The sequence below is a fragment of the Thiothrix subterranea genome, from assembly GCF_016772315.1.
In the GTDB taxonomy this organism is placed as follows: Bacteria; Pseudomonadota; Gammaproteobacteria; order Thiotrichales; family Thiotrichaceae; genus Thiothrix; species Thiothrix subterranea.
This window is the reverse complement of sequence record NZ_CP053482.1, coordinates 3,971,149-3,997,609: the sequence shown is the minus strand read 5'-3', so window position 1 is coordinate 3,997,609 and position 26,461 is coordinate 3,971,149. Positions and strand designations below refer to the sequence as shown.

The following is a 26,461-nucleotide window of genomic DNA, read 5'->3' as shown; positions in this document are numbered from 1 at the left end:
AAGCTGAATTCTACCATCAAAATCGGCGGGAATTCGCAGTTGTGCTAACATCTTGTGAATTTTACCCGTTGAAGGAATCCGCATGAACCCAATGACACAACCTAAAATCGGCTGGATTGGCCCCGGCATTATGGGACTACCGATGTGTAAAAATCTGATGAAAGCCGGTTTTACCCTTGCCGTTTATGCGCGTCGCCCTGAAGCAGCACAAGAACTCGTGAATCAAGGCGTGGAATATTATGCTAACCCCGCTGCACTCGCTGCAAATGTCGACATCGTAATATCTATCGTATCCGACACACCGGATGTAGAAGCGGTATTATTAGGTGATAACGGCGTTATCGCAGGTGGCAAACCCGGTTTGCTAGTGGTTGATATGAGTACCATTTCCCCAGTCACAACCCGTGCAATTGCTGAAAAGCTGTCAGAAAAAGGTATCCGAATGCTGGATGCACCCGTATCCGGCGGTGATGTTGGCGCAATTGCTGGCACATTAACCATTATGGTGGGCGGCAATGCTGACGATTTGGAATATGCTCGCCCCGCTCTTGCGGCAATGGGGAAAACCATCACCCATATCGGCAATCACGGCGCTGGGCAATTAGCCAAAGCTTGTAATCAGTTGATTGCTGCACAAACAGTCATTGCAGTCACGGAAGCATTTGAAATGGCAAAGGCGGCAGGTGTTGATCCCGCTAAAGTACGCTCGGCGCTGCTGGGGGGTTTTGCCTATTCAAAGGTGTTGGAACTGCACGGTCAACGTATTTTGGATGAAAATTTTCAGCCCGGTTTTAAAGCGCATTTACACAACAAAGACATGCATATTGTAATCGATACGGCTGCCACATTTGGTTTGAACTTACCGGGAACGCAACGCGCTGCGGATTACATGCAAGCGTTGGTGGATGCGGGGCTTGGGGAACTCGATTCGTCGGCATTAGCGAAAATTGTGCAGAAAAACGCGCTTACTTAAGTGCCTGAAGTCGCAGTAGAATGAGGCGCACCGCTTCACGGCGTAACTCCTCCTTGATAACGGTTTCCTCTTCTGCTGTGCCTAACACATATTTACCGTCATACACTTGAGAACGGGTGGCGTTTACCGAACGTTCCACGCTTTCTGTCAGCGCAGGTGTTTTAACCGTAAAATCAACCGTGACAGAATGGTTGAACTCCCGCACTTGCCGCGTGGAGGAATACCCAGAGACCGAACGATTTTCCCGCACATTCTTAATGGTTAAAGTGGTAGCGGCATCTTGTGGATTTTCTTTCAGGATCGCACCCGCATTCTCCAAACCATCACGCAATGCCAAGGTAAAATCATTTTGCGGGTCAAGCCCTTGCAAATAAATTCCTTGACGCATCAATTCGGGCAATGGCTTGCTGCCGCGTAGGTGGAACGGTTCTCCACCACACGCAGACAGCAATAACAGTAAACTCAACGCTAAAATGAACGTTTTCATCAGTTTGCCACGATGTTTACCAAACGGCCTTTAACGACGATGACCTTTTGCACGCTTAAACCCTCTAGGAATTTTTGAACATTTTCATTGGCTAATGCTGTAGCTTTAATTGTATCTTCGAGTGTGTGCGCACTGACTTGAATTTTACCGCGCACTTTGCCATTCACTTGCACAATTAATTCTAGCGTGTTTTGCACCAGAGCACTCTCATCGACGTTAGGCCAGCGCGTATTCACCACGGCTTCATTATGCCCAAGCGCTTGCCAGAGTGCATGAGAAATGTGTGGCGTAATTGGCGCAAGCATTAACACCACGGTTTCTAAGGCTTCGTGACGCACCGCCCTACCCGTGGTGCTATCATCGCTAAAGCGCGAAATCTCGTTCAGCAACTCCATGTTCGCGGCAACAGCAGTGTTGAAGGTATGACGACGCGCCATATCATCCCCGACTTTTTGTATCATCTGATGAACTTTACGGCGCAATGCTTGCTGTACATCATCCAATGCGGTGGTGTTCAAAAGCTCGACTGCACCCAAAGCCACGTGATCAAACACTTGTTTCCACAAACGTCTGAGGAAACGTTGCGCCCCTTCTACCCCAGAATCTGACCATTCCATGCTTTGATCTGGCGGTGCGGCAAACATGGAAAACAAGCGCAAAGTATCCGCGCCATATTTCTCAATCATTTCCTGCGGATCAACGCCGTTATTCTTGGATTTAGACATTTTGGTAATGCCACCGGATTGCACCGGTAATCCATCAGCAAGCAGCGTTGCACCCACGACACGCGCTTTATCATCACGCTCGACATTCACCGCGGTGGGTTGAAACCAATCTTGCCCACCGTTCTCTTTCTCGCGGTAGAATGTTTCTGCCAACACCATGCCTTGTGTCAACAGGTTAGTAAATGGCTCATCAGAATCCACTAACTTATTGTCACGCATTAATTTATGGAAGAAGCGCGAATACAATAAATGTAAAATCGCATGTTCGATCCCACCGATATACTGGTCAACCGGCAACCAATAATTAGCCCGTGAATCCAGCATCGCGTCATGATTATCTGAACAGGTGTAACGGGCGTAATACCACGAAGACTCAAAAAACGTATCAAACGTATCGGTTTCGCGCGTCGCAGGTTTGCCGCAGCACGGACAAGTCGTCTGGTAAAATTCTGGCATCCGCTTAATCGGTGAGCCGCCGGTTTCATCAAAGGTCACGTCTTCCGGCAAAATCACCGGCAAATCTTTTTCGGGAACAGGTACAGCGCCGCAATCATCGCAATAAATAATCGGAATCGGGCAACCCCAATAACGTTGCCGCGAAACACCCCAGTCACGCAAGCGGAAATTAATCCGCCGCCGCCCTTTCCCTTTCTTTACCAAATAGTCAGCAATGGCTTCAAAGGCCGCCGCAGAAGTCAGCCCGCTAAACTCACCTGAATCAACCAACACGCCTTTTTCGGTAAATGCGGCACTATTCAAATCAATGTCACGTTCATCGGTGGGTGCGATGACTTGCTTGATAGGCAAATCGTAAACCTTGGCAAATTCCCAGTCACGCTGATCGTGCGCCGGAACCGCCATCACTGCCCCAGAGCCATAAGACATCAACACGAAATTGGCAACCATGACCGGCACACTTGCACCTGTCACTGGATGCAGCGCCATGATTCCCGTCGCCATGCCTTTCTTTTCCATCGTCGCCATATCAGCTTCGGCAACTTTGACCAATTTGCATTCTTCGATGAAAGTGGCTAATGCAGGGTTAGTGGTTGCCGCTTTCAATGCCAGCGGGTGTTGTGCCGCAACTGCCACGTAAGTCACGCCCATCAATGTGTCGGGGCGTGTGGTGAACACACTTAACTTGCTATCCGAACCCGCCAAACCAAATTCAAGTTCCACACCTTCTGAACGCCCAATCCAGTTCTCCTGCATGGTACGCACTTGTTGCGGCCAGCCCGGCATCTTACCGATTTCTTCTAACAATTCATCGGCATAAGCAGTAATCTTCAAAAACCACTGGTCAATTTCACGCTGTTCAATCAATGCACCGGAACGCCAGCCACGCCCATCAATGACCTGCTCATTGGCTAATACGGTTTGGTCAACCGGGTCCCAATTCACCGTGGATTTTTTACGATAGACCAAACCTTTTTCATACAACTGAGTGAAAAACCATTGTTCCCAACGGTAATATTCAGGCGTACACGTAGCAATTTCGCGTGACCAATCAATGCCCAAGCCCATGGATTTGAGCTGAGTGCGCATGTAGTCGATGTTTTTGTACGTCCAAGCGGCAGGAGCGGTATTGTTTTTGATTGCCGCATTTTCAGCAGGCAAGCCGAAGGCATCCCAACCCATGGGTTGCAAGACGTTTTTACCCTGCATCCGCTGGAAACGTGCAATCACATCACCGATGGTGTAATTGCGGACATGCCCCATGTGCAGCACGCCGCTGGGGTAAGGAAACATGGAGAGGCAGTAATACTTTTCCTTGTTAGGGTCTTCTGTGACTTCAAAGGTACGTTGTTGTTCCCAGAATTGCTGAATTTCCGGTTCCAAGGATTGCGGTTGATACTGTTCCTGCATATTACTCATAGCCTAGGCTTGCTTTTCACTGGTGATCAAAGGGGCGAAGCATACAAAGGCTGCTGACAATATGCCAGCAGCTTTGCGGGTAAGCGCGGGATTATAGCGGATTATTTGGGGCAATTCTCCACGCAAAACTGATAAGGCTTCACTGCCCCGCCACAACTGGTATAACACTGGCGATATTGCGTGTCACATTGGCATTCACTGCTACAAATTAGCTCACGAATGCGTACTGTCTCGCTAGTCAGCGTCGGTTTTTCAGGCATATTATCAGGGCGACGCGGTTCATTGAGTGAAGACATTCCGTTTAATAGGGAATGATGGTGTAAGCAACTCGCTGATTCTTTGCCGTCGCGGTCACAGGTGAGCCGCCGCAGATCGTGTTGCAATTCACGCTGACGCAATTCCATTTCGTAAAAGCGCAAATCGGTTTCGTAACGTTCCCTCTCACGTTGCCAAGCGGCTAGGCGTGTGTCGTATTCGCTAAGTTTTGCGGGAAGTTCGGCTTTAGCTTGTTGTTCCGCTTTAGCGCTGCATTGACCGTATTGTAAATTGCATTGCAGGTTGCAGGTGCGCGTCTGGGTTTCGCAGCGGTTGAGACAACTCAAACCGCCGGTACTCGTCGGTGGCGTGAATTCGTAGCGGGTTTCGTATTGCGGCGCACAGCCGGATAACAGCCAAAGACTGATTAAGAATCCCCACCATTTGTTCATCACTCACCTCATTGTTTATTTACGCATTTTTGCTAAGGCTGCGGCTAAGGCATCACCCATTGCTGAGTTTGCGGCAGATGCTGACTCTTTCATAGGCTTTTTCGCGTTAGGCTGACGATTGTCAGATTTACGGTCATTGCGGTCATTACTGCGCTCCTGTGGCGGACGCACCGCTTGTGGCCTGCGTTCTTCACGGTTCGCCGCCGCCTTAGACATAGGGTTTAGAACAGCTTTCGTTTGAGTAGGTTCTAAACGCATGGTTAAGCCAATGCGCTTGCGCTGCACATCGACTTCTTCGACGCGCACTTTCACCACATCGCCAGTACGCACCACTTCACGCGGGTCTTTGATGAATTTATCAGTCAGTTGGGAAATGTGTACCAAGCCATCTTGATGCACACCAATATCCACAAACGCACCGAAATTCGCCACGTTAGTGACCACGCCTTCGAGAATCATGCCCGTTTGCAAATCTTTCAGCTCATTCACCCCTTCGCGGAAGGTAGCGGTCACAAATTCGGGGCGCGGGTCACGACCCGGCTTCTCCAGTTCTGCCAAAATATCGCGAATAGTGGGCAAACCGAATTGTTCAGTCACGTAATCGGCTGGGGTAAGCGTGCCGACAAAATCGCTATTTCCCACCAACTCTTGCAAAGGTTGACGGTTCACGGCGGCAATCTGCTCGACCAGCGTGTAGGCTTCCGGGTGAACGGCGGAAGCATCCAACGGATACTCACCATCACGAATCCGCAAAAAACCGGCGGCTTGTTCAAAGGTTTTTGCACCTAGCCGTGACACTTTTCTCAATTGGTTACGATTGCGGAATGCGCCATTGTCATTGCGGAAATCCACAATATTGTCGGCAATGCCACTGTTTAGACCGGAAACCCGTGCCAGTAATGCCGCAGACGCGGTATTCACATCGACACCGACCGCGTTTACACAGTCTTCCACTACTGCATCCAGCGAACGCGCCAGTTCTGGTTGATTTAAATCGTGTTGGTATTGACCAACGCCAATGGATTTAGGGTCGATTTTCACCAGTTCTGCCAGCGGATCTTGCAAGCGGCGGGCAATGGATACTGCACCACGGATAGAAACATCCAAACCAGGGAACTCGCGGGCAGCCAATTCCGAAGCGGAATACACCGAAGCACCGGCTTCCGACACCACGATTTTAGACAGCTTGAGTTCGGGGTGACGGCTAATCAAATCGCCCGCGAACTGATCGGTTTCGCGGGATGCCGTGCCATTACCAATGCTGATCAGTTCCACGCTGTGTTTAGCGCATAAGTCTGCCAATATCGCAATCGACTGATCCCATTGCTTTTTCGGCACATGCGGATAAATCGTGGCAAAATCCAACAGCTTGCCGGTGGTATCCACAACAGCGACTTTCACTCCCGTGCGCAAACCGGGATCAAGCCCCAGCGTATTGCGTGCGCCAGCAGGTGCTGCCAGCAATAAATCTTTCAAATTGGCAGCAAACACGCGGATGGCTTCTGCTTCCGCTTGTTCACGCAAACGCTGGTTCAAGTCAGTGCTTAAGCGGCTGTGCAATTTCACTTTCCACGTCCAACGTACCGTATCCAGCAACCACCGATCCGCCGCCCTGCCCTGATCATAAATATTAAAAGCTTGCGCAATTTTATCTTCACACGGGTGATTCATGCCGTCTGCGACGGTGACATCCAGTTTCAAATCCAGAATGCCTTCGTTGCGTCCACGAAATAATGCCAACGCGCGGTGGGAAGGGATTTTGTTTAGCGCTTCGCTATACGCAAAGTAGTCCGCGAATTTCTGTCCTTCGTGTTCTTTACCTGCAATCACGTTGGACTCAAAACCGCCCTGCTCCCATAAATATTCGCGCAATACACCGCTCAATTCAGGGTTTTCCGCGAAATCTTCCATGAGGATCTGCCGCGCACCATCAAGCACTGCTTTGGTATCGGCGAATTCCATCTCAGGGTTAAGGTATTTGGCTGCTTCGGTTTCAGGGTCAAGTTGCGGATCACTGAGTAAAGTTTCTGCCAGTGGTTGAATCCCTGCTTCGCGGGCAATCATGGCTTTGGTGCGGCGCTTAGGTTTATACGGCAGGTAAATGTCTTCGAGTTCGGTGCGAGTTTGTGCTTGCAATACTTGTTGCTCTAATTCGGCACTCAACTTGCCTTGCTCGCGGATGGAGTTGAGTACGGTCTCACGACGCTTTTCCAGTTCACGTAAGCTGCCCAGACGGGTTTCGAGGTAACGCAGTTGGGTATCGTCCAACCCGCCGGTTTTTTCCTTACGGTAGCGGGCAATGAAAGGAACCGTTGAACCCTCGTCCAATAAGGCGACAGCACTAGCCACTTGCTGTTCTTGAACCGCCAATTCGGTAGCGATACGGGAAAGAATACTTTGCATACGAAACTCGTTGTTGTGATCAATGCCTTGCATCATAACAAAGTCGGGGAAAGCCGCAAAACAAAGCGAATTAAATGTGATTGGTGATGATTATCACAGCAAAAGCCATAGACCACTGCGATAATTCGCCTACTAAGTAAGCAATAGAATGCGCACATTGGGTAAATGCATTCACAACTAACAACGTTTCTGAAATTTTTGGCTTTGCCAGTTCTCAAAAAGGGTCTAAATATCATGGGTGTACATTTACATCTTGCTGCAATTTCTGATTTTAATATCAGTCGCCTGATGGCAAATCCAAGGCTCATCTGGACGATTGCATTTGCCGAGCAAGTCAATGCCATGCAAGCGGAACAGCCATTTCCGATGCCACGCCACGCACTCGAACCGGAAACCATTAACCTGCGGGAAACATTGGGTGAATACTGGCATGGGATTCATTACTTGATGTGTGGACAAGTGTGGAGCGGTGAATTTCCCGACGCATTTTTGATTGACGGCGGCAGCTATGTGGGTGATGTGGACTTAGGTTACGGCCCGGCACGCGCGTTTGAATCATGCGAAGTCAAACACATTGCTCAAGCGTTACAGAACAAAACGCCGGATTCATTAGCCCGGCATTTTGACGCCAACCAAATGTTGGATGATGACATTTACCCCCAAATTTGGGATGGCAACGACCAAGCCTTGGCTGACTGTTTGAACCGTTTCAAGGCCATGCAACACTTCATGAGCCATGTGGCTGAAAATAATCTGGGTTTAACCGTTTACCTGCAAGCAACGCATTGAGCGTAACGCCCCGTATCATCTACACGATACGGGGCGTTATGTCAGATAAATACGTGAGCGGGGTTTTAGACCGCCCCGGCTCTGATCGTAGCAAGGCGATTTCGTGCATACATAAAATACATCAGCGGAATTAACACCAGCGTTAGCACGGTTGAAACCAAGATCCCAAAGATCAGCGATACCGCTAAACCACCAAAGATAGGGTCATCAATAATAAAGAATGCCCCGACCATTGCCGCCAACGCCGTTAAAGCAATTGGCTTTGCCCGCACCGCACTGGAATTGATAACCGCTGCTTTCAAATCCATGCCACCACGCACTTGCTCGTTGATAAAATCCACCAGCAAAATCGAATTGCGCACAATGATCCCTGCCAGTGCAATCATGCCGATCATGGACGTCGCGGTAAATTGCACCCCTAATAAGGCATGACCCGGCATAACCCCAATAATGGTGAGCGGAATCGGTGACATAATGACCAACGGCACCATGTAGGATCTAAATTGCGCCACGATCAATAGAAAGATCAGAACCATCCCAAATGCGTAAGCAATCCCCATATCGCGGAAAGTTTCATAGGTCACTTGCCATTCGCCATCCCATTTCATGCCATATAAATACGGGTCATCGGGCTGGGCGATAAAGAATTGATTGACAGGGTTATCGTATACCGATAATTCTTTGATACCACTGAAGATTTCAAACATACCGTACAACGGGCTATCGGTAGTACCTGCCATATCACCCGTCACGTAAACAACCGGCAATAAGTCTTTGTGGTAAATGGAATGTTCGCGAGTTGTTTCCTGTACGCTCACCAATTCAGACATTGGCACCAACTCACCGGCTTGGCTGCGCACCCGCAACGCCAGCACCGAATCCATTTTATCTTTGAGTGCTACCGGGAATTCAACGCGAATGGGTACGGCGTATTTAATCCCCTTGCCGTGCAAAAATACCACGTCTTCGCCGCTCAATACCGTATCAATTGCCGAGGCAATCGTATCTTGCGATACCCCCAATAACGCGGCTTTGCTGCGATCAACTTGCACCACTAAGCGTTTTTGCGGTGCTTCTACGCTGTCATCAATATCGACAATATCCGGTGTTTGCTCAAATACACCGCGAATTTGCTTAGCAACACCAATCTGCCCCGGATAATCCAGACCGTACACCTCTGCCACAATCGGCGACATCACCGGTGGCCCTGGTGGTACTTCCACCACTTTCACATTCGCGTTGTATTTCTTGGCAATTTCTTGCAACGGCGGGCGCACATCTAAGGCAATCTCGTGGCTTTGGCGTTCACGCCCGTGCGAATCGGTCAGATTGACTTGAATATCGCCAACGTTAGCCCCTTCGCGCAAATAGTATTGACGTACTAAGCCATTGAAATTGATCGGTGCTGCCGTCCCCGCGTAAATCTGGTAATCGGTGACTTCATCCACTTTACCCAGATATTCCGACATTTCATTGAGAACCCGCGAAGTTTGCTCCAATGACGTACCTTCCGGCATATCCAGAATCACTTGGAATTCAGATTTATTGTCGAAAGGCAGCATTTTCAGCACAACCAGTTTGAATACCGCCAGCGAAGCCGACAATACGATCAGCAAAGTAATTACCGCAAACAACGTGACCCGCCGCTTCCCGCCCTTTTTGTCATCCAAAAATGGCGACATAATCCGGCTGAAAAACCCGTGCAGCTTATTGTTATCGTGTTGATGATGGTTGAAATCGACTTTCGCCAACATTTTGCCCGTCATCCACGGTGTTACCACGTAAGCTACCGCTAAAGAAACCAGCATCCCCATGCTGGCATTAATCGGGATCGGCGACATATAAGGCCCCATTAGCCCCGATACAAACGCCATTGGCAGCAATGCCGCAATCACCGTAAAGGTCGCTAAAATAGTCGGGCCGCCGACTTCATCGACTGCCAACGGAATAACTTCCAACAGTTTTTTACCACCCTGCTGCATGTGCCGGTGAATGTTTTCCACCACCACAATCGCATCATCTACCAGAATCCCGATAGAGAAAATCAACGCAAACAATGACACCCGGTTCAGCGTAAACCCATACGCCCACGACGCAAACAAGGTGACTGCTAACGTAATCACCACCGCAGCCCCAACAATCAACGCTTCGCGCCACCCTAAAGCAAACCAAATCAGCAACGCGACCGCGATCGTTTCAATAATCAGCTTGTGAATCAGCTTTTCAGATTTGGCTTGCGCGGTTTCACCGTAATTGCGCGTCACAGAAACATTCACGCCTTCTGGCACAAACGTGCCGCGCAATTTCTCGAAACGGTCAATGACATTATTCGCAACATCCACCGCGTTTGTCCCTGGTTGTTTGGCTACCGCAATCGTTACCGCCGGTGTGTGAATGCCAGTGGGCAAGCCTTTGTGTGCCGCCGCTGCACCCGTGCCAAAGCTCACATACGCTTCCGGCGAATCCGAAGTACGTTTCACTTCCGCCACATCACTGAGGAATACCGGTTTGCCCTCGAATACCCCAACCATTAACTCGCCAACTTCCGTCGCATCCATCAGGAAAGTACCCGCTTGTACCTGAATTTCCTCATTGTTGTTTACGAGAGAAGCCGAATCGCGTGCCGAATTACTTGCCCGCAATGCATTACGCAAATCGGCTAATGAAATGCCATGCCCCGCGAGTTTTTCCGCATCTAACAACACGTGCACCACTTGTTGTGGCCCACCGATGGTATAAATATCACGCGAACCGGGAACACGCTTGAGTTCTGATTCAATCGCGTGCGCCACTTGATTGAGTTCGTATGCACCACGCTTGTCATCCTCTGTCCACAAGGTCAGCGCCACAATCGGTACATCGTCAATGCCCTTGGGTTTAATCAGTGGTGTACCCACCCCCAAATTTTGCGGCAACCAATCTTGATTAGACGCAACCTTATTGTATAAACGCACCAAGGCATCGGTACGATCCTGCCCCACTTTGTATTGCACGGTTAGGACAGACATCCCCGGCATTGAGGTAGAATAAATGTGTTCCAACCCCTCAATTTCGGACAATACTTGTTCGGCAGGCGTACTCACCAAACTTTCCACCTGCTCAGCGCTTGCCCCCGGAAACGGGATAAACACATTCGCAAAAGTCACATTAATCTGCGGATCTTCTTCACGCGGCGTCACCATCACGGCAAACAGCCCTAACAGCAAACCCACCAGCGCCAATAGCGGCGTGATTTCGGTGATGAGAAATTTTTTGGCAATTGCCCCGGATATACCCAGCTTTGGCTCATTCATCGTGCGTTACCTCGGCTGCTTGTTGCTTTAGAGAAATCGCCGCGTGCACCGGGTCAAGCGCAATGGTTTCCCCTGCGGCTAAACCCGCCAGCACACTGATGGTATCGTCATCCAATTTTTTACCCAAACGGATTTGTCGCAACGCGGGTTTACCGTCAGCATTGAGGACGTACACCCCAATTACCTCACTGCGTACCACGACCGCGCTTTCAGGAACGCTGACCACGCCTTCCTGTTGCCCCATCACAAACGCTACCTTGACAAACATGCCAGGGAATAAGTCTTGCACGCCTGCTTTCAAATCAATCCTGACCTTAAATGCATTGGTTTTGGGGTCGGCATAAGGAAAAAATGTCAGCGAATCAACCGCTAATGATTTATTAGAGCCATCCTGAAACACAAAGGCTTTCTTTTCCTGACGCACTTTAGCGATCAAACGCTGCGGCACTTCGACCACTACCCGCATTTTATCCAGTGAAATACCCGTCATGACCGGCGTACCGGGGTTGACCGCTTCACCTAATTGCACATGGCGTTTGATCACAATGCCGCCATAAGGTGCAATTAAACTGGTATAACCTAACTGCTCACCGGCTTGCGTCATTTGTGCTTTCGCGGCGGCCAAACGTGCTTCAGCCGCTTTCAAGCCAGCTTGAGCCGCATCCAAATCCGCTTTAGGCACGAGGCGTTTGGCGTAAATTTCACTGATACGTGCAAAGTCTGCTTGCGCTTCGGTGTAACGTGCTTGCGCTTCATCCAGAGAAGCTTGTGCCTGTTCGACGCCTGCTTGCTGATTTTTGGATTTTATCCGCGCAATTACTTTACCCGGTTCTACATAATCATCCACATCGTAAAACAGTTTTTCGATAACCCCGCTGGTTTGCGCGGAGATCGTACTTTCATTGACGGCTTCTACATGACCATCAAGGTAGTGTAATTCAGGCGTACCGACCGCATTCACCTTGGCAGTTTGCAAAGTTGACTGCACTGCCGGTTTTACTGCTTCTGAATTTGCCGATTGCTCAACTTTTCCACAAGCCGACAATGCTGACAATCCGACGATCAGTAACCACTTTGGTAACATTTTCATGGCATACTTACCTTAAGCAAAATGAGAAATTGACGCATCCTAACAGAGAATATTAGAAAATACTAATATGTGATCAAACACTAACATCACAAGGTGATCCCATGAAAAAAGCAATCTTTATGCCCGTTATATTATTGGTAAGCGCTATGGTTACGACTACCGCAGCCGCTGAAATGTACAAATGGACCGACAAAAACGGCGAAACCCATTACACCCAAACCCCGCCGCCGCCTGATGCAAAAGGTGAGAACATTGAAGACGAAATTCGCCTGTCTACTGGCAAGTTAGGCAACACCATCCCCACTGCCCCAAGCGAAGCCCCGAAAGATGACATGGAAAAAGCTCGGCAGGAAGGTGAAAAAAGCGACCAAAAACACCGTGAATTTTGCGCACAACAAAACGATGCATTGCAAAAAATGACGGCGAATGCACTCATTAAATGGAAAGATGCCCAAGGCGAACGTTTCCTGACGGCTGAAGAAAAAACTGTCAAGACGAAGGAAATTCAAGGCAATATCGACAGCTTATGCAAACCAGAAATGTTCAATAATACAGAGAAAACGACGCGCCAAACCGAAAAAGCGGTTGATGCGCGGCTGAATAGTGATGCATCAACCACTTCCGAGAGCAGCCAAAATCCTACTCCATCAAGCACCAATACTAATGCAACCGGTTCGGGCAGCAACGTCACCAATCAAGCAGCTACCGCTATGCTACCGGCAACTGATTGACTTAAGTCAAGAAAACAGGATGCAACCTAGTGAAAACCCTTGAGAAACCCACTGTTTTCCCACGGTTTTATGTATTGGTTTATTAGCAAATACTAATTACAATCCGTTCCAGTACTTGCAACAACAACCGTGTTAAACGCTAAGCTAGGAGCGAAAGCAAGTACCAATAAAATAGACCGAACGAAACGATAATAAAATTAATCTGGGGAGTCAGAGCCATCTGACTCCCCAATTTTTTTGGGATTTTCGGCACGGTAAAATTATCTGCTATTATACGTTTGTTACAACAGGGACAACACCATGACTACCGATATTGATAGCGAACAAGTCGATAAAAAAGAAGATGACAATCGCACCATTATCGTTGGTATTGGCGCATCAGCAGGCGGCTTAGAGGCATTAAGAGCCTTAGTTCCCAACCTCCCTATTGATGAACGTGTCGTTTACATTTTGGCACAACACCTAGATCCCAAGCACAGCAGCATGATGGTGCCCATTCTGGCACGCGAAACCAAATTGCCGATTGCGGAGTTACAACACAATCAACCCATCCAAACCGGAATGTTCTACATTATTCCGCCAGCGATGGATGCTTTTTATGCCAATGGACGGTTTCATTTGGAAAAAGCCACCGGCATTGGCCCCAAACCTTCCGTTGATCGCTTGTTTGCCTCATTAGCAGAAAATCATGGCAGACACACCGTAGGCATTATCCTTTCTGGTACGGGCACAGATGGCACACACGGTATCCGCGCCATCAAAGCCGAGGGCGGTATCACCATTGCGCAACTCGAATCCACCGCCCGTTTTGACAGTATGCCGCATTCCGCTATCGGTACGGGGCATGTTGATCTTGCCCTGCCCCCTGAAGATATTGCCCAACAAATTCACGACATGCTGGCGCAACCGGATATTTCATTTTTATTTGCCAGCAAACCTGAACCCAGTGAAGATGAGATTCAGGAAATATTGAGGATGTTACTCGATCAAACCGGCACGGATTTTCGCGATTACAAACGCAATACCTTGCTGCGCCGTATCGAACGCCGCATGACGGTACACAAATGCAAGCAACTGAGTGAATACGCTGCTTATTTGAAGCAAAAACCCGAAGAATTGTATGAGTTACACAATGATATTCTGATTTCAGTCACGAGCTTTTTTCGGGATACGGACGCTTATCAAGCCCTGCGGCGCGTAGTAGAAGATATTGTCCCTGAAGGTGGACACGAAATTCGGGTATGGGTGGCAGGTTGTGCCACGGGTGAAGAGGCTTATTCCATCGCAATTATGTTGTCTGAATACCTCGGCAACCGCATTGCGCGTTATAAAATACAAATTTTTGGTACTGATTTGTATGATGGTGTTTTGACCATTGCGCGGCAGGCACGGTATTCCAAAGCTTCAGTCGCGGGAATTGATCAACGCATTCTCGATAAATACTTCATCCAAAAAGACGGCGAATACCAACTGACGCAAACCATCCGTAATATGGTATTGTTTGCGCGTCATGATTTAGTTCGCGACCCGCCCTTTTCACACTTGAACTTGGTTTCATGCCGCAATGTATTGATTTACTTTAATCAGACCTTGCAACGCAATGTATTAGAATCTTTCCATTACGGTTTAGAACCGGATGGCATTATGTTTCTCGGTAAATCGGAAACCATTGGCGGCAGTGATCGTTTATTTATTACGGTGGATCGTAAATCGCGTATTTACCGCCGTCGTAGCGATATTAAAGGACACTTGCCTTATTTATTGCAAAATCGCTCACTCCGCGAACAACGCAACCAACAATACAGCAATAATCTTCGCGACAAACCCCGTGCTAAATTACAAGATTCCATCGACAAGCTATTGGTTAATATTTACCAACCCGCCTGCATTATGTTGGATGACCGTCAAGAAATTGTGTATGTGCGCGGCAATGTTGACCCCTACCTTGGTTTTGGGGAAGGTCGTGCAGCGTTAGGTGTGCTCGATTTAATTCGCACTGAATTACGCCAAGACTTACGTGGATTAATTTACAAAGCACGGCGTGCTGATGAAACGATTACCAGTCGCCGCATTAATTTCACCCTCAATGGTGAACTGGTGCGCTTGGTGATGCGTATCCGTCACTTTCCAGCGGGTAAAATGACTGAAACAGAAGTTAGCCTCGTTATTTTTGAAGTCTTGCCCCCGAACGATCACCCCATCGCGTTAGAACAAGAAGCTATTAGCGTCAGCGATGCTTTGCGTATCAAAGAGTTAGAAGAAGAATTGCGTGAAGTTCGTGAAAGTTTGCAAACCACAATCGAAGAATTAGAAACGTCCAACGAAGAGCTGCAATCTACTTACGAAGAAGCCCAATCCACTAACGAAGAACTCTACACCTCTAGCGAAGAATTGCAGACATCTAATGAAGAATTGCAATCCACCAATGAAGAATTACGCACGGTTAACCAAGAAGTTAGCGTCAAAAGTAGCGAGTTAGAAGCGGCTAATTTACAACTGAAAAATACCAACGAATTGTTGCTCCACGAAATTGAAGAACGCAAGTGGGCGGAAGCTCGTCTGGAAATCGAACGCGCTAAGCTGGATACCATTTTCCAAAGCCAACCGAACTGGATTAATATCTGCGCATTGGATGGCACGATTCAAGAGGTGAATCCCGCAGGACCAATGATTATGGAGGCAAAAAATCCAGAGCAGTTGATTGGACACTCGCTCAAAGATTTTGTGTTTCCTGAATACCAAGCCGATGTCGATACGTGTATCACTCAGATTAGCCAGACAGGTGAGTTTCATGCACGCGAACTTAAAGTCAAAACCTTTAAAGGCAATGTTCGCTGGCTGGAAATACGTCCGGTATTGATTCATCTGGACAATGATGAATTGCGCATTATGTCAATAATTGTTGACCACACTGACCGCATGATTGCTCAACAATTGCTGGCAGACCGCCAACAAGAACTTGCACACATTATGCGTTTAAATACCTTGGGTGAAATGGCATCGGGCATTGCGCATGAACTCAATCAGCCATTGTCCGCGATTGCCAATTATATTCGTGGCTGTGAATTACGCATGAAAAGCGACGAATGCAGCATGAAAGATATTGCGGATGTGATGCAATTGGTCGGTACTCAAGTGCGGCGAGCAGGCGAAATTTTACGTTATGCCAAAGACTTTACCCGCAAAGATCAGGATGTCGAATGGCACGAGCATAATATTAACCAGATTATTGAGGAAACTTTGCACCTACTGGATACAACGGAACAATTTAAACAAGTTAAATTAAGCAAAACGCTTTATCCCAACTTACGGTTGGTGAATGTTAATAAAATCCAGATTGAACAAGTATTGGTGAATATGATTCTAAATGCATTGGATGCAATGGAAGAATTTTCACCTGAAACCATCGGCAAACTGCATATTCTCAGCGAACCTGTCGGCACATACGCAGTACGAGTGACGGTGATTGATGAAGGCACGGGCCTGCCTGAAGATTTTGCCAGTAAGATTTTCCGACCCTTCTATACCAGCAAGAAAAGTGGAATGGGCATGGGATTACCAATCAGCAGTTCCATCATTGAGGCGCATGGTGGTAAGCTTGAGGCTACCAATAATGCTACCAAAGGCGCTACCTTTAGTTTCACTTTACCGTTGACAGGAACTAACCGTAAATGAATTATGAACCTACCGTATTTATCGTTGATGATGACCCCGCCGTGCGTGATTCCCTACGCTGGTTGTTGGAGTCAATGCGTTTAAAAGTGGCGACATTCGGTTCAGCCGAAGATTTTCTTAAGTTTTATACCATGCACATGATCGGCTGTCTGATTTTAGATGTGCGGATGCCGGGCATGAGCGGTTTACAATTACAACAGTTTTTGACCAAACAGAAATACGCGCTGCCGATTTTATTTATTACCGGTCATGGCGACATTCCGATGGCAGTACGTGCCATGCAAGCCGGAGCAATGTATTTCTTGGAAAAACCGTTTGAAGACCAAGTGTTGCTGGATTATGTGCATGAAGCCTTAACACTGGATGTTGAAAATCAGCAATCCCGCATTCGTTTAACCATGATCCAAGCACGCATTGCCAATCTAACCGAACGTGAACGCGAAGTCATGGAACTGGTCATCGACAACCATTCCAACAAAGAAATTGCTACCAAACTGGGGGTTAGCATTAAAACAGTCGAATTTCACCGCAGCCACATGATGGATAAAATGCACGCCACGTCACTGATTGAATTGGTGAACATGGCGCGGGAAGCAACGGATAACGAAAAAGTTTAATAATGCTCGCCAACCAAATGGAAGCTACGCACAGTACGCCCATTCGGTTCTACTGAGTGCAAATCGACATCATAGCCCCACAACTGATGCACATGGCGTAACATTTCGTTCACGTCATTATTCAAGGGACGGCGGTCGTTCAATACATGCTGCAATGTTAACGAACGATCGCCGCGCACATTCACTTTGTAAATTTGAATATCAGGCTCTTGCTGACTCAGATTATATTGCAGGGATAACATTTCTCGTACCCGCCGATAACCTTCGTCATTATGAATCGCTGCCACATCAATGGTATTTTTGCGGTCGTCATCTTCCAATGCAAACAAGTGAAAATCCCGAATCACTTTCGGCGATAAAAATTGCAGGATAAAACTTTCATCACGGTAATTGCGCATCACATTATCCAAGGTGCTGAGCCAATCACTGCCTGCAATATCAGGAAACCATTGCCTATCTTCGTCCGTCGGGTGTTCACAAATACGCCGAATATCCGTCATCATCGCGAAACCCAGTGCGTAAGGATTAATCCCACTGTAATACGGGCTATCAAAACCGGGTTGCATCACCACATTGGTATGCGAGGTCAAAAACTCCATCATGAAACCGTCATTCACCAGCCCTTCGTCATACATTTCATTGAGAATGGTGTAATGCCAGAAAGTCGCCCAGCCTTCATTCATCACTTGCGTTTGACGTTGTGGGTAGAAATATTGCGCGACTTTGCGCACGATACGGATAATTTCACGCTGCCAAATCTCCAATGACGGCGAATTTTTCTCAATGAAATACAACAGGTTTTCTTGCGGATCTTGTGGGAAATTCCTGACTACTTTCTCTTCATCGCGTTCCCGTCCGCGATGTGGCAAAGTACGCCACAAATCATTGAGGTGTTGCTGAATATACAATTCGCGTTCTTTTTGGCGGTTTTGCTCTTCTGCTGCTGAAATCGGCGCGGGACGTTTGTAACGGTCTACCCCGTAATTCATCAGTGCATGGCAAGAATCCAGCAAGGTCTCGACCTGCTCCACACCGTGGCGCTCTTCGCACTCACTGATGTATTTTTTTGCGAACATTAAATAATCAATAATCGCTTCAGCATCCGTCCACGTGCGGAACAAATAATTGCCTTTGAAGAAAGAGTTATGCCCATAACAAGCGTGCGCAATCACTAACGCCTGCATGGTCATGGTATTTTCTTCCATTAAATACGCAATACACGGGTTGGAATTAATGACGATTTCATACGCCAAGCCCATGCGCCCCCGACTGTAGTTTTGCTCCACATTGACAAAATGCTTACCATACGACCAATGGTTATAGAAAACCGGCATCCCAATAGACGCATACGCATCCATCATCTGATCCGAACGAATCATTTCAATCTGATTCGGGTACGTATCCAATTTGAATTTATCGCGGGCAATGCGGGCAATTTCGCGGTCATAAGCTTCGATGGTCGCGAATGTCCATTCTGAACTGGTGGAAATATAACGGTCAGTCATCAATCAACCTCCTCACCCGCGTGTTTGCGGAACAACTCACGGAATACTGGGTAAATTTCAGCATTATTGCGCACCCGTTGAATCGCAAACCGATCCAGAAAATCACGCTGCAAATGTTCGTACAAATACCACAAGCCTTGCGGATCACGGTCGCCGATTTCGATATAAGTGTAATACTGCACGAACGGCAAAATATCCTTGATCAAGGCATCGTGGCAGCGTTGATTATCTTCGTGCCAGTTATCCCCGTCAGACGCTTGCGCAACGTAAATATTCCACTGGTTGGGTGCATAACGTTCTTCAATAATCTCACCCATCATGTTCAAGGCGCTGGATACCACCGTGCCGCCGGTTTCGCGGGCGTAGAAAAAGGTGTTTTCATCCACTTCCTGCGCTTGCGTATGGTGACGGATAAACACAACTTCGATCTTTTCGTAATTCTTTTTCAGAAATAAATACAACAAGAAAAAGAAACGTTTTGCGGTGTCTTTAATGTCCTGTGTCATTGAACCTGACACATCCATCACACAAAACATTACGGCCTTAGGCGATGGTCTGGGTATCTTGACCCTGAGATTGTATTTCAGATCAAAGTCATCCAACCAAGGAATCGCGTGAATCTTCACATTCAAACGTGCCAGTTCAGCCTGTAATAGCGCCTGTTGCGCAGCAGTTTCAGCGGTGACGTTGGCCTGCTCCAATAATGCCAGCTCAGCCAAAATTTCACGCCGCCGCCGCCGCTCTTTACCTCGCAGTGCAATGCGCCGCGCATGAGCACTGCGCATCGAACGCACCACGTTAATTTGCGCAGGATTCCCGACTTCGCTAACCCCAGCACGGTGATAATCAAAGGAATCGCTACTCAGTAATTGGCGTTTCACCATATTGGGCAAGGCGAGGTCTTCAAACAAGTATTCGAGAAATTCTTCCTGCGAAATCTGGAATACAAAGTCTTCCATCCCCTCGCCGTCAGCGGACGCTTGCCCTGAACCACTGCCACCGCCCGCGCCGCCGGGTGGACGCTGGATGCGGTCACCTTCGACAAACTCCTTATTGCCAGTATGCACAATGCTGCGTTTGCCGCCCTGCCCGTGCCGAAACACCGGCTCAGAAATATCACGCTTGGGGATCGTAATACTCTCCCCTTGTTCCATATCCGTGATGTTGCGACGGCTTACCGCATCCGATACCGCGCGGCGAATCTGCTTCTGGTAACGCTTTAAAAAGCGCTCCCGATTCACCAGACTTTTGTTCTTGCTGTTTAACCGACGATCAACAATATAGGCCATACGGCACTCCTTTGGGTCTCACCGTTTACTGGGATTTACGTACCCGTAAATACCACTCAGCCAACAAGCGCACTTGTTTCTCGGTGTAGCCACGTTTCATCATGCGCTCCACGAAATTGTCATGTTTGCGCTGTTCATCCGCTGACGATTTTGCGCCATACGAAATCACCGGCAGCAAATCTTCCGTGCTGGAGAACATTTTCATCTCAATCACGCGGCGCAACTTTTCGTAGCTCGTCCAAGCAGGATTGCGCCCGTTATTGCTATTGGCACGCGCCCGCAACACAAAGTTGACGATTTCATTACGGAAATCTTTCGGATTGCTAATACCCGCCGGTTTCTCGATTTTTTCCAAATCGGAATTGAGTGCCGCACGATCCAAAAACTCGCCGGTTTCAGGGTCGCGGAATTCCTGATCCTGAATCCAGAAATCGGCATAGGTCACGTAACGATCAAACAAGTTCTGACCGTATTCTGAGTACGATTCGAGGTAAGCCGTCTGAATTTCCTTGCCGATGAAATCCACATAGCGCGGCGCGAGATACTCTTTGATAAAGCGCACATAACGGTCTTGCAATTCGCGTTGATACTGCTCTTTCTCAATCTGACGTTCCAACACATACATTAAATGCACCGGGTCAGCCGCTACTTCGGTCGCATCGTAGTTGAAAACTTTGGACAGAATCTTGAAAGCAAAGCGCGTTGACAAGCCATTCATGCCTTCATCCACACCAGCAGCATCCTGATATTCCTGAATGGTCTTGGCTTTCGGATCAATATCCTTCAGGTTTTCACCATCATAAATGCGCATCTTGGAATACAAACTGGAGTTTTCCGGTTCTTTCAGGCGTGACAGCACAATGAATTGCGCCAACATCTTCAAGGTGTCTGGAGCGCATGGCGACGCCGCTAAAGAGCTGTTAAACAATAACTTTTCATAGATCTTGATTTCTTCGGTAACACGCAAGCAATACGGCACTTTCACAATCGATACCCGGTCAATGAACGCCTCATTGTTGCGGTTATTTTTGAAGGTTTGCCATTCAGATTCATTGGAGTGCGCCAGAATCACCCCACTGAAGGGAATCGCACCGATACTTTCCGTGCCGTTGAAATTGCCTTCTTGGGTAGCGGTCAATAGCGGATGTAGCACTTTAATCGGCGCTTTGAACATCTCCACGAATTCCATCAAGCCTTGGTTCGACAAGCACAAACCGCCGGAATAGCTGTACGCATCGGTATCGTTTTGTGGGAAATCTTCCAGTTTGCGAATATCAACTTTGCCCACCAATGACGAAATATCTTGGTTATTTTCATCACCCGGCTCGGTTTTAGACACCGCAATTTGGTTGAGACGCGAAGGATAACGTTTCACCACGCGGAACTTGGTAATGTCACCGCCGTATTCGTGCAAGCGCTTGACTGCCCAGGGCGACATCACGGTTTTCAAGTAACGGTTCGGAATCCCGAAATCTTCTTCCAAAATCGCGCCGTCTTCTTCCACATTGAACAAGCCCAGTGGCGACTCATTAATCGGCGAGTTTTTGATGCAATAAATCGGGGCTTTTTCGATCAATGCTTTGAGGCGTTCGGCGAGTGACGATTTACCACCGCCCACTGGCCCCAACAGATACAACACCTGCTTGCTCTCTTCCAAGCCTTGTGCGGCGTGACGGAAGAAGGACACGATTTGCTCAATGCACTCCTCCATGCCATAAAATTCAGAAAATGCCGGATAGCGACGGATGACTTTGTTGGAAAACATCCGGCTCATGCGCGGGTCGCGAGACGTATCGACCAATTCCGCTTCACCGATAGCGTACAACAGTCGTTCAGCGGCGGTGGCGTAAGCCATGCGGTCGCGTTTGCACAAATCCAGATACTCTTGCAGCGAGTATTCTTCTTCTTGCAAAGCTTCATAACGCGATTGATAGTGATTGAAAATGCTACTCATTGTGTACCCCTTTCACGGTAAATACGGGGCAGGTAACTGCCCTGCGGTGTATATACAGACAACTATCTGCTTCTGATACTGACAGTTTGCAAGTCAAATGCCAAGTGACTGCAAACCGACTAATGTTGAATTCTTATCTACCTCTTACTGTAGACTACTGATCAAGCAAAAAGTGTGATCAGCCGCCAGTTAATGTCTACAATTTAAACTGAAACAACCACTATCGACACAAATAGCTGATGAACGGAGGGAATCCACAAGCCCAACTGAAAAGAACCTTTCCTCACTAAACGTTATCTGCTATACCACTGATGCTGAGTTGATCAATGATTACTATTGATCAACTCAATGCTAAACAATGCGCGTAATGAGGAGGAAATTTCTATGTTAAAACAAACAGCTTTGGCGTCCTGCCTACTGATGCTGGCGGTAGCGCCTGTCCAAGCGGCAGAATTTATGGATGCGGCATGGGCGAAACAAGCCTGTGATGCGTGGAATGCCGATGCCACCTTAACCAGTGGATTGAAAGAGAGCGATGGCTATTCATGGATTCAAAATGACAACAGCCGAGGCTACAAATTGGTGCAAATGTACCGCACAGATTGTGGCGAAAGCACCAAAGTGCAGCTCAACATCAGTTTGCAAAATGACAAAGCCATGTGCAATTACGGCGGCGCACCGGACGGCAAAAAAATGGACGCCAGCTACGACTACCTCATGCACGCTACCGATGCAGATTGGGCGTGCATGGGCGAAGGCAAGTTCGGTTGTGGTGCAATGGGTGCAATGGGCACGGGCAAACTCAAATTCACCGGTCCGAAAATGGAAGCCATGAAAGTCATGGGGCCATTCGAGAATTTCCTCAAACTCACCGGCAAAGTCGCGGGTACAAAAACGGAATGCAAGGCTAAGTAAGCCACTTGGGGTGAGGTTGCTCCCGCGTAAAACATGCTATTATCCGCGCGGTTAACACTAGGATAAGAACCATGTCGGAGCAACTTCCCCCGCAACTCCCCAAATCCGCGTTACATCAATTATCGCAATCACTGGGTTTACGCACCCTAGTCGTCATGTTACTGGCGCTGTTGATGTTAATTCCGCTGTTTTTTGCCGACACCGTGGTGAAGGAACGTCAAGCCGATTACCAAGCGGCGTTGAACAGTGTTGCAGAGCGCTGGGGTGGCAAACAAACTCTCATCGGCCCGGTTTTGGTCGTGCCGTATGTTGAACACTTCACCAGCGTTGACACCATTAGCGATGAAAACGGCGAAAGTCGCGTGGTCAGCAAAGACGTTTTCAACGACCGTACCGCGATTCTGCTGCCCCAAGCGCTTGAAATCCGCGCTAATCTCAATGAAGAACACCGGCAACAAGGCATTTACGATGCGCTTGTTTACAACGCCACCATTAGCTTAAGTGGCAAGTTCAACCACGCACAAGTGCTGCAATCCAGTGAAGGCGAACGCCGCATTCTGTGGAATAAAGCCTTCGTCGCCTTAGGCTTAAGCGATCAACGTGCCGTTGATACCGCTTCCAGCTTTTTCTGGAATGACGGGCGTATCGACATGCAACCCGGCACGCGCCTGAGCAAATTACTCCCCTCCGGTTTTCACATTCCTTTGAGCGTCAATGCCGATAGCACGCCTAGCAATGAATTCAAATTAACCCTCAATCTGCGCGGCAGTGACGGGTTATTTTTCGCCCCCTTGGGGCAAACCACCGCGATTCGCATGACATCGGCTTGGACACATCCCAATTTTCAGGGCGACTTATTGCCCAACAAACACGACATTACCGCAGCGGGCTTTAATGCCGCATGGGACATCCCCCACCTCGTGCGTAGCTACCCGCAATATTGGGTCTTAGAAGATCAGCAAACTTATGACTTGCACAGCTTCAGTGCCGGAGTGGGTTTGCATGAACCGGACTCGCTCTACACCCTGATTGACCGCTCGGTAAAATACGGAGCACTGTTTATTGGCCTGACATTCTTGGTATTTCTCGCGTTTGAAATCAGCCTCAAACAACGGCTGCACGTTTTGCAATACGGCTTGGTAGGCGCGGCGTTATCGCTGTTTTACCTAATATTGCTGGCAGCGGCGGAACACATCGGCTTTCTGTATGCCTATGCAGCAGCGGCAGCTACCACTATTTTCAGCATTACGGTTTACACCGGAATGATATTGCGCCACTGGCGGCAAACTTTCTTACTGTTTTTGTTACTGGTGCTGCTGTACGGCTCGCTGTATTTATTACTAGAAATGGAAGACTACGCGCTACTAATCGGCGTGGGGCTATTGCTGTTTGCCACCCTGCTTATGATGTACGTGACACGTCACTTGCTTTCCACACCCAAATAACATCGTTACGCGGGTCACGGTAATCCGCTTCCAGTTTGCTGATTGGCAGGTCAGCAAACAGCGTGGCAATGCCGCGCGGTGGTAACATCGGATGACCGATTTTAATGCCCATCCCCGCATTCAACACAGTACGCCATTGTGCCGATGTCGAGAGCGTATCCCCGTGAAATTGGCTATTCGGCGCATGAATGTACAGCAAACCACCCGGTGCTAATAAGCCGCAAAGCTGCTTGGCAAACGCCTTATCATTTTGGCAGTAATACCAGCAAATCCGGTTAAAAATCAGGTCAAAACTCGCGGGTTGCAGCGCTTGCGTCTCTTCCAAATAGCCTAATGACCAATGCAAATTCACCTTGGCAACCGCCGCTTTTTGTTGCGCAATGCGTTGATAGGTATGCGAAATATCGTGCCAAGTCACATGCGCCCCCCGCTGCGCCAAGGCAACGCTGTATTGCCCCGCCCCCGCGCCCATATCCAGAATGCGTTTGCCCCGCAAGCCACCGAGTTGTGCCTCAAGCTTATCCAATAAGGCGTTATCGACCATTTGCCACTCGGCAGCGGCGTATTCTTGCGCCCATACGGGATCGACCGGATCCCACCCTTTTTCGGGGCGATGCAGCTTGCTATGCAACCAATTGATCACCGTGACCACCTTTATTGTTAACTTGTTGAGGCTAATTGTTTTGATGCGCAAAGCGTAACGATTCAACCCGCTGGATTACTGCGAAATACGGGTTAAACGGCAATTTTTCTGGATAACTGGTAAGGTTTACTGTGTATAGCTTTTGAGGAGATAGTTACCATGAGTTCACCCGATACCGCGTACCAAGCGTTCACGCTGGAATGGCACAGCAGCGTTGCCACCCACCGCGATTGTTGGTTTACCCCCGCGTCTACCAATACTGGCAGCAGTGATTCGGCAACAACCTTGGCCGCCGGTGAATGGGTAACGCCCACTCAACGCGCCCCCGTTACTTTTCCACGCTCACAATTCATTACTCAACACCGCCAGCTCACGGTAACACCACGCACCGGGCGTTTTTACCCGCAAGCGTATGCGTGGGAAGCCTTGGATTGCAGCCGCAGTGACTTTCGCCCTTTTCGCTTGATTGCTGCAACACCGGATACTTTGACGGCGGATTTGAATCACCCGCTGGCGGCTTATCCGTTGCGTATCATCAAGTCGGAACACGCCCCCCTCACGCCCGAAATTAGCAAAGCGCTCACCGAAACCGGCGCGGGGATGCAAGCGCCCTACCCCAGCGTATCCACTGATTATTATGCATCGTATCCCTTTACGCGGGCGGATGAACGCGATGATGCGCAATTTTACACAACGCCACGTTTCGTGAATCATTTGGATACCACCGCACTGGCGCAAGTTACCGCCGTGTATGAGCGCTTGCTACGCCCCGGTATGCACGTCCTTGATCTCATGACCAGCCACGTTTCACACCTGCCCGACACCTTGACCGACATAACCGTCACCGGGCTTGGCATGAATCCGGCGGAACTCGCCACTAACCCGCGTTTACAACAGTATGTGGTGCATGACCTCAATCAAGACACACAACTGCCTTTTGCTGATGACAGCTTTGATGCGGTTATTTGCACGGTTTCCATCGAATATTTAACTCAGCCATTAGCCGTGATGCAGGAATTAGCACGGGTAACGCGAAGCGGTGGCAAAGTGATTATGGCATTTTCAACCCGTTGGTTTCCGCCTAAAGCCATTACGCTGTGGACAGAAATGCACCCGTTTGAACGCCAAGGCTTGGTGTTGGATTATTTTCTGAAAACGGGGCAGTTCAGTGACTTGCATACCGAATCGGTACGGGGATTACCGCGCCCGCTGAATGATCCGCATCGGCGAACGACGCCGTTGTCTGATCCGGTTTTTGCGGTATGGGGGACAGTTACTTAAGCTGAAAGCGAATAAACCCCACAAAACCTTCGTTTTTTAGCACTTCCCTGCATCCATCACGCAT

General features: G+C 48.6%; 18 protein-coding genes. 8 read left to right on the top strand and 10 right to left on the bottom strand.

Translation table 11 applies throughout. The annotated features are described in order from the left end of the window. Window positions 1–82 precede the first annotated feature (82 nt). On the top strand, window positions 83–973 hold the full coding sequence (locus HMY34_RS19615) for an NAD(P)-dependent oxidoreductase (protein WP_228287930.1): 891 nt from the start codon (window positions 83–85) through the stop codon (window positions 971–973). Here HMY34_RS19615 and HMY34_RS19610 read toward each other — a convergent pair. From HMY34_RS19610 to HMY34_RS19595, 4 genes are all read right to left on the bottom strand, one after another. Beyond that, window positions 966–1,460 carry an LPS-assembly lipoprotein LptE gene (locus tag HMY34_RS19610; RefSeq protein WP_202717087.1) on the bottom strand — a complete coding sequence of 165 codons (495 nt, stop codon included), beginning with the start codon at window positions 1,458–1,460 and terminating at the stop codon, window positions 966–968. The two genes, HMY34_RS19615 and HMY34_RS19610, sit on opposite strands and share 8 nt — an antisense overlap. Continuing rightward, window positions 1,460–4,051, bottom strand: coding sequence for a leucine--tRNA ligase (gene leuS / locus HMY34_RS19605; protein WP_202719269.1), 2,592 nt, complete (start codon window positions 4,049–4,051; stop codon window positions 1,460–1,462). Before leuS ends, HMY34_RS19610 begins: the two co-directional genes overlap by 1 nt. Window positions 4,052–4,161: 110 nt before the next feature. Next, entirely contained in the window at window positions 4,162–4,767 is a 606-nt protein-coding gene (locus tag HMY34_RS19600; protein ID WP_202717086.1) for an Aq_678 family protein, read from the bottom strand. Window positions 4,768–4,782: 15 nt separating this feature from the next. After that, window positions 4,783–7,170 (bottom strand): Tex family protein, encoded by a 2,388-nt coding sequence (locus HMY34_RS19595; RefSeq protein WP_202717085.1) that lies wholly within the window; start codon window positions 7,168–7,170, stop codon window positions 4,783–4,785. 234 nt (window positions 7,171–7,404) lie between these two features. Here HMY34_RS19595 and HMY34_RS19590 point away from each other — a divergent pair, with 234 nt between their 5' ends. Then, complete coding sequence (locus tag HMY34_RS19590; RefSeq protein ID WP_202717084.1) at window positions 7,405–7,959, top strand: YfbM family protein; 555 nt, start codon at window positions 7,405–7,407, stop codon at window positions 7,957–7,959. Between the two features lie 65 nt (window positions 7,960–8,024). Here HMY34_RS19590 and HMY34_RS19585 read toward each other — a convergent pair whose 3' ends face one another. Further along, a complete protein-coding gene (locus HMY34_RS19585) occupies window positions 8,025–11,252 on the bottom strand; it encodes an efflux RND transporter permease subunit (protein WP_202717083.1) in 3,228 nt (1,075 codons plus the stop codon). Continuing rightward, window positions 11,245–12,342: an efflux RND transporter periplasmic adaptor subunit gene (locus tag HMY34_RS19580; protein ID WP_202717082.1), complete on the bottom strand. Its 1,098-nt coding sequence runs from the start codon at window positions 12,340–12,342 to the stop codon at window positions 11,245–11,247. Before HMY34_RS19580 ends, HMY34_RS19585 begins: the two co-directional genes overlap by 8 nt. A gap of 146 nt (window positions 12,343–12,488) precedes the next feature. Between HMY34_RS19580 and HMY34_RS19575 the strand changes: the two genes are divergently transcribed. The 3 genes from HMY34_RS19575 to HMY34_RS19565 all read left to right on the top strand — a co-directional run bounded on the left by HMY34_RS19575 (window position 12,489) and on the right by HMY34_RS19565 (window position 17,365). Next, on the top strand, window positions 12,489–13,073 hold the full coding sequence (locus HMY34_RS19575; RefSeq protein WP_202717081.1) for a DUF4124 domain-containing protein: 585 nt from the start codon (window positions 12,489–12,491) through the stop codon (window positions 13,071–13,073). 300 nt (window positions 13,074–13,373) lie between these two features. Then, window positions 13,374–16,748: a CheR family methyltransferase gene (locus HMY34_RS19570; protein ID WP_202717080.1), complete on the top strand. Its 3,375-nt coding sequence runs from the start codon at window positions 13,374–13,376 to the stop codon at window positions 16,746–16,748. Then, on the top strand, window positions 16,745–17,365 hold the full coding sequence (locus tag HMY34_RS19565) for a response regulator transcription factor (protein WP_202717079.1): 621 nt from the start codon (window positions 16,745–16,747) through the stop codon (window positions 17,363–17,365). Before HMY34_RS19570 ends, HMY34_RS19565 begins: the two co-directional genes overlap by 4 nt. Here the strand turns inward: HMY34_RS19565 and HMY34_RS19560 are convergent. Genes HMY34_RS19560 through HMY34_RS19550 form a run of 3 tightly spaced genes read right to left on the bottom strand, consistent with a single transcriptional unit; the run spans window position 17,362 to window position 22,113 of the window. Next, window positions 17,362–18,870 carry a SpoVR family protein gene (locus HMY34_RS19560; RefSeq protein WP_202717078.1) on the bottom strand — a complete coding sequence of 503 codons (1,509 nt, stop codon included), beginning with the start codon at window positions 18,868–18,870 and terminating at the stop codon, window positions 17,362–17,364. The two genes, HMY34_RS19565 and HMY34_RS19560, sit on opposite strands and share 4 nt — an antisense overlap. Further along, window positions 18,870–20,159 (bottom strand): YeaH/YhbH family protein, encoded by a 1,290-nt coding sequence (locus HMY34_RS19555; protein WP_202717077.1) that lies wholly within the window; start codon window positions 20,157–20,159, stop codon window positions 18,870–18,872. The genes HMY34_RS19560 and HMY34_RS19555 overlap by 1 nt, the downstream gene beginning before the upstream one ends. 25 nt (window positions 20,160–20,184) lie before the next feature. Next, on the bottom strand, window positions 20,185–22,113 hold the full coding sequence (locus HMY34_RS19550; protein ID WP_202717076.1) for a PrkA family serine protein kinase: 1,929 nt from the start codon (window positions 22,111–22,113) through the stop codon (window positions 20,185–20,187). Between the two features lie 384 nt (window positions 22,114–22,497). On the opposite strand from HMY34_RS19550, the gene HMY34_RS19545 reads away from it, so the two are divergent. After that, complete coding sequence (locus HMY34_RS19545) at window positions 22,498–23,028, top strand: SCP2 sterol-binding domain-containing protein (RefSeq protein WP_202717075.1); 531 nt, start codon at window positions 22,498–22,500, stop codon at window positions 23,026–23,028. A gap of 71 nt (window positions 23,029–23,099) precedes the next feature. Beyond that, complete coding sequence (gene creD / locus HMY34_RS19540; RefSeq protein ID WP_202717074.1) at window positions 23,100–24,473, top strand: cell envelope integrity protein CreD; 1,374 nt, start codon at window positions 23,100–23,102, stop codon at window positions 24,471–24,473. Here the strand turns inward: creD and HMY34_RS19535 are convergent. Then, entirely contained in the window at window positions 24,430–25,116 is a 687-nt protein-coding gene (locus HMY34_RS19535) for a class I SAM-dependent methyltransferase (protein WP_202717073.1), read from the bottom strand. The genes creD and HMY34_RS19535 overlap by 44 nt on opposite strands. Window positions 25,117–25,275: 159 nt before the next feature. On the opposite strand from HMY34_RS19535, the gene HMY34_RS19530 reads away from it, so the two are divergent. Beyond that, the gene (locus HMY34_RS19530) at window positions 25,276–26,397 is read left to right on the top strand and encodes a class I SAM-dependent methyltransferase (protein ID WP_202717072.1); all 1,122 of its coding nucleotides are present in this window, start codon (window positions 25,276–25,278) and stop codon (window positions 26,395–26,397) included. The last annotated feature ends 64 nt before the right edge of the window (window positions 26,398–26,461 follow it).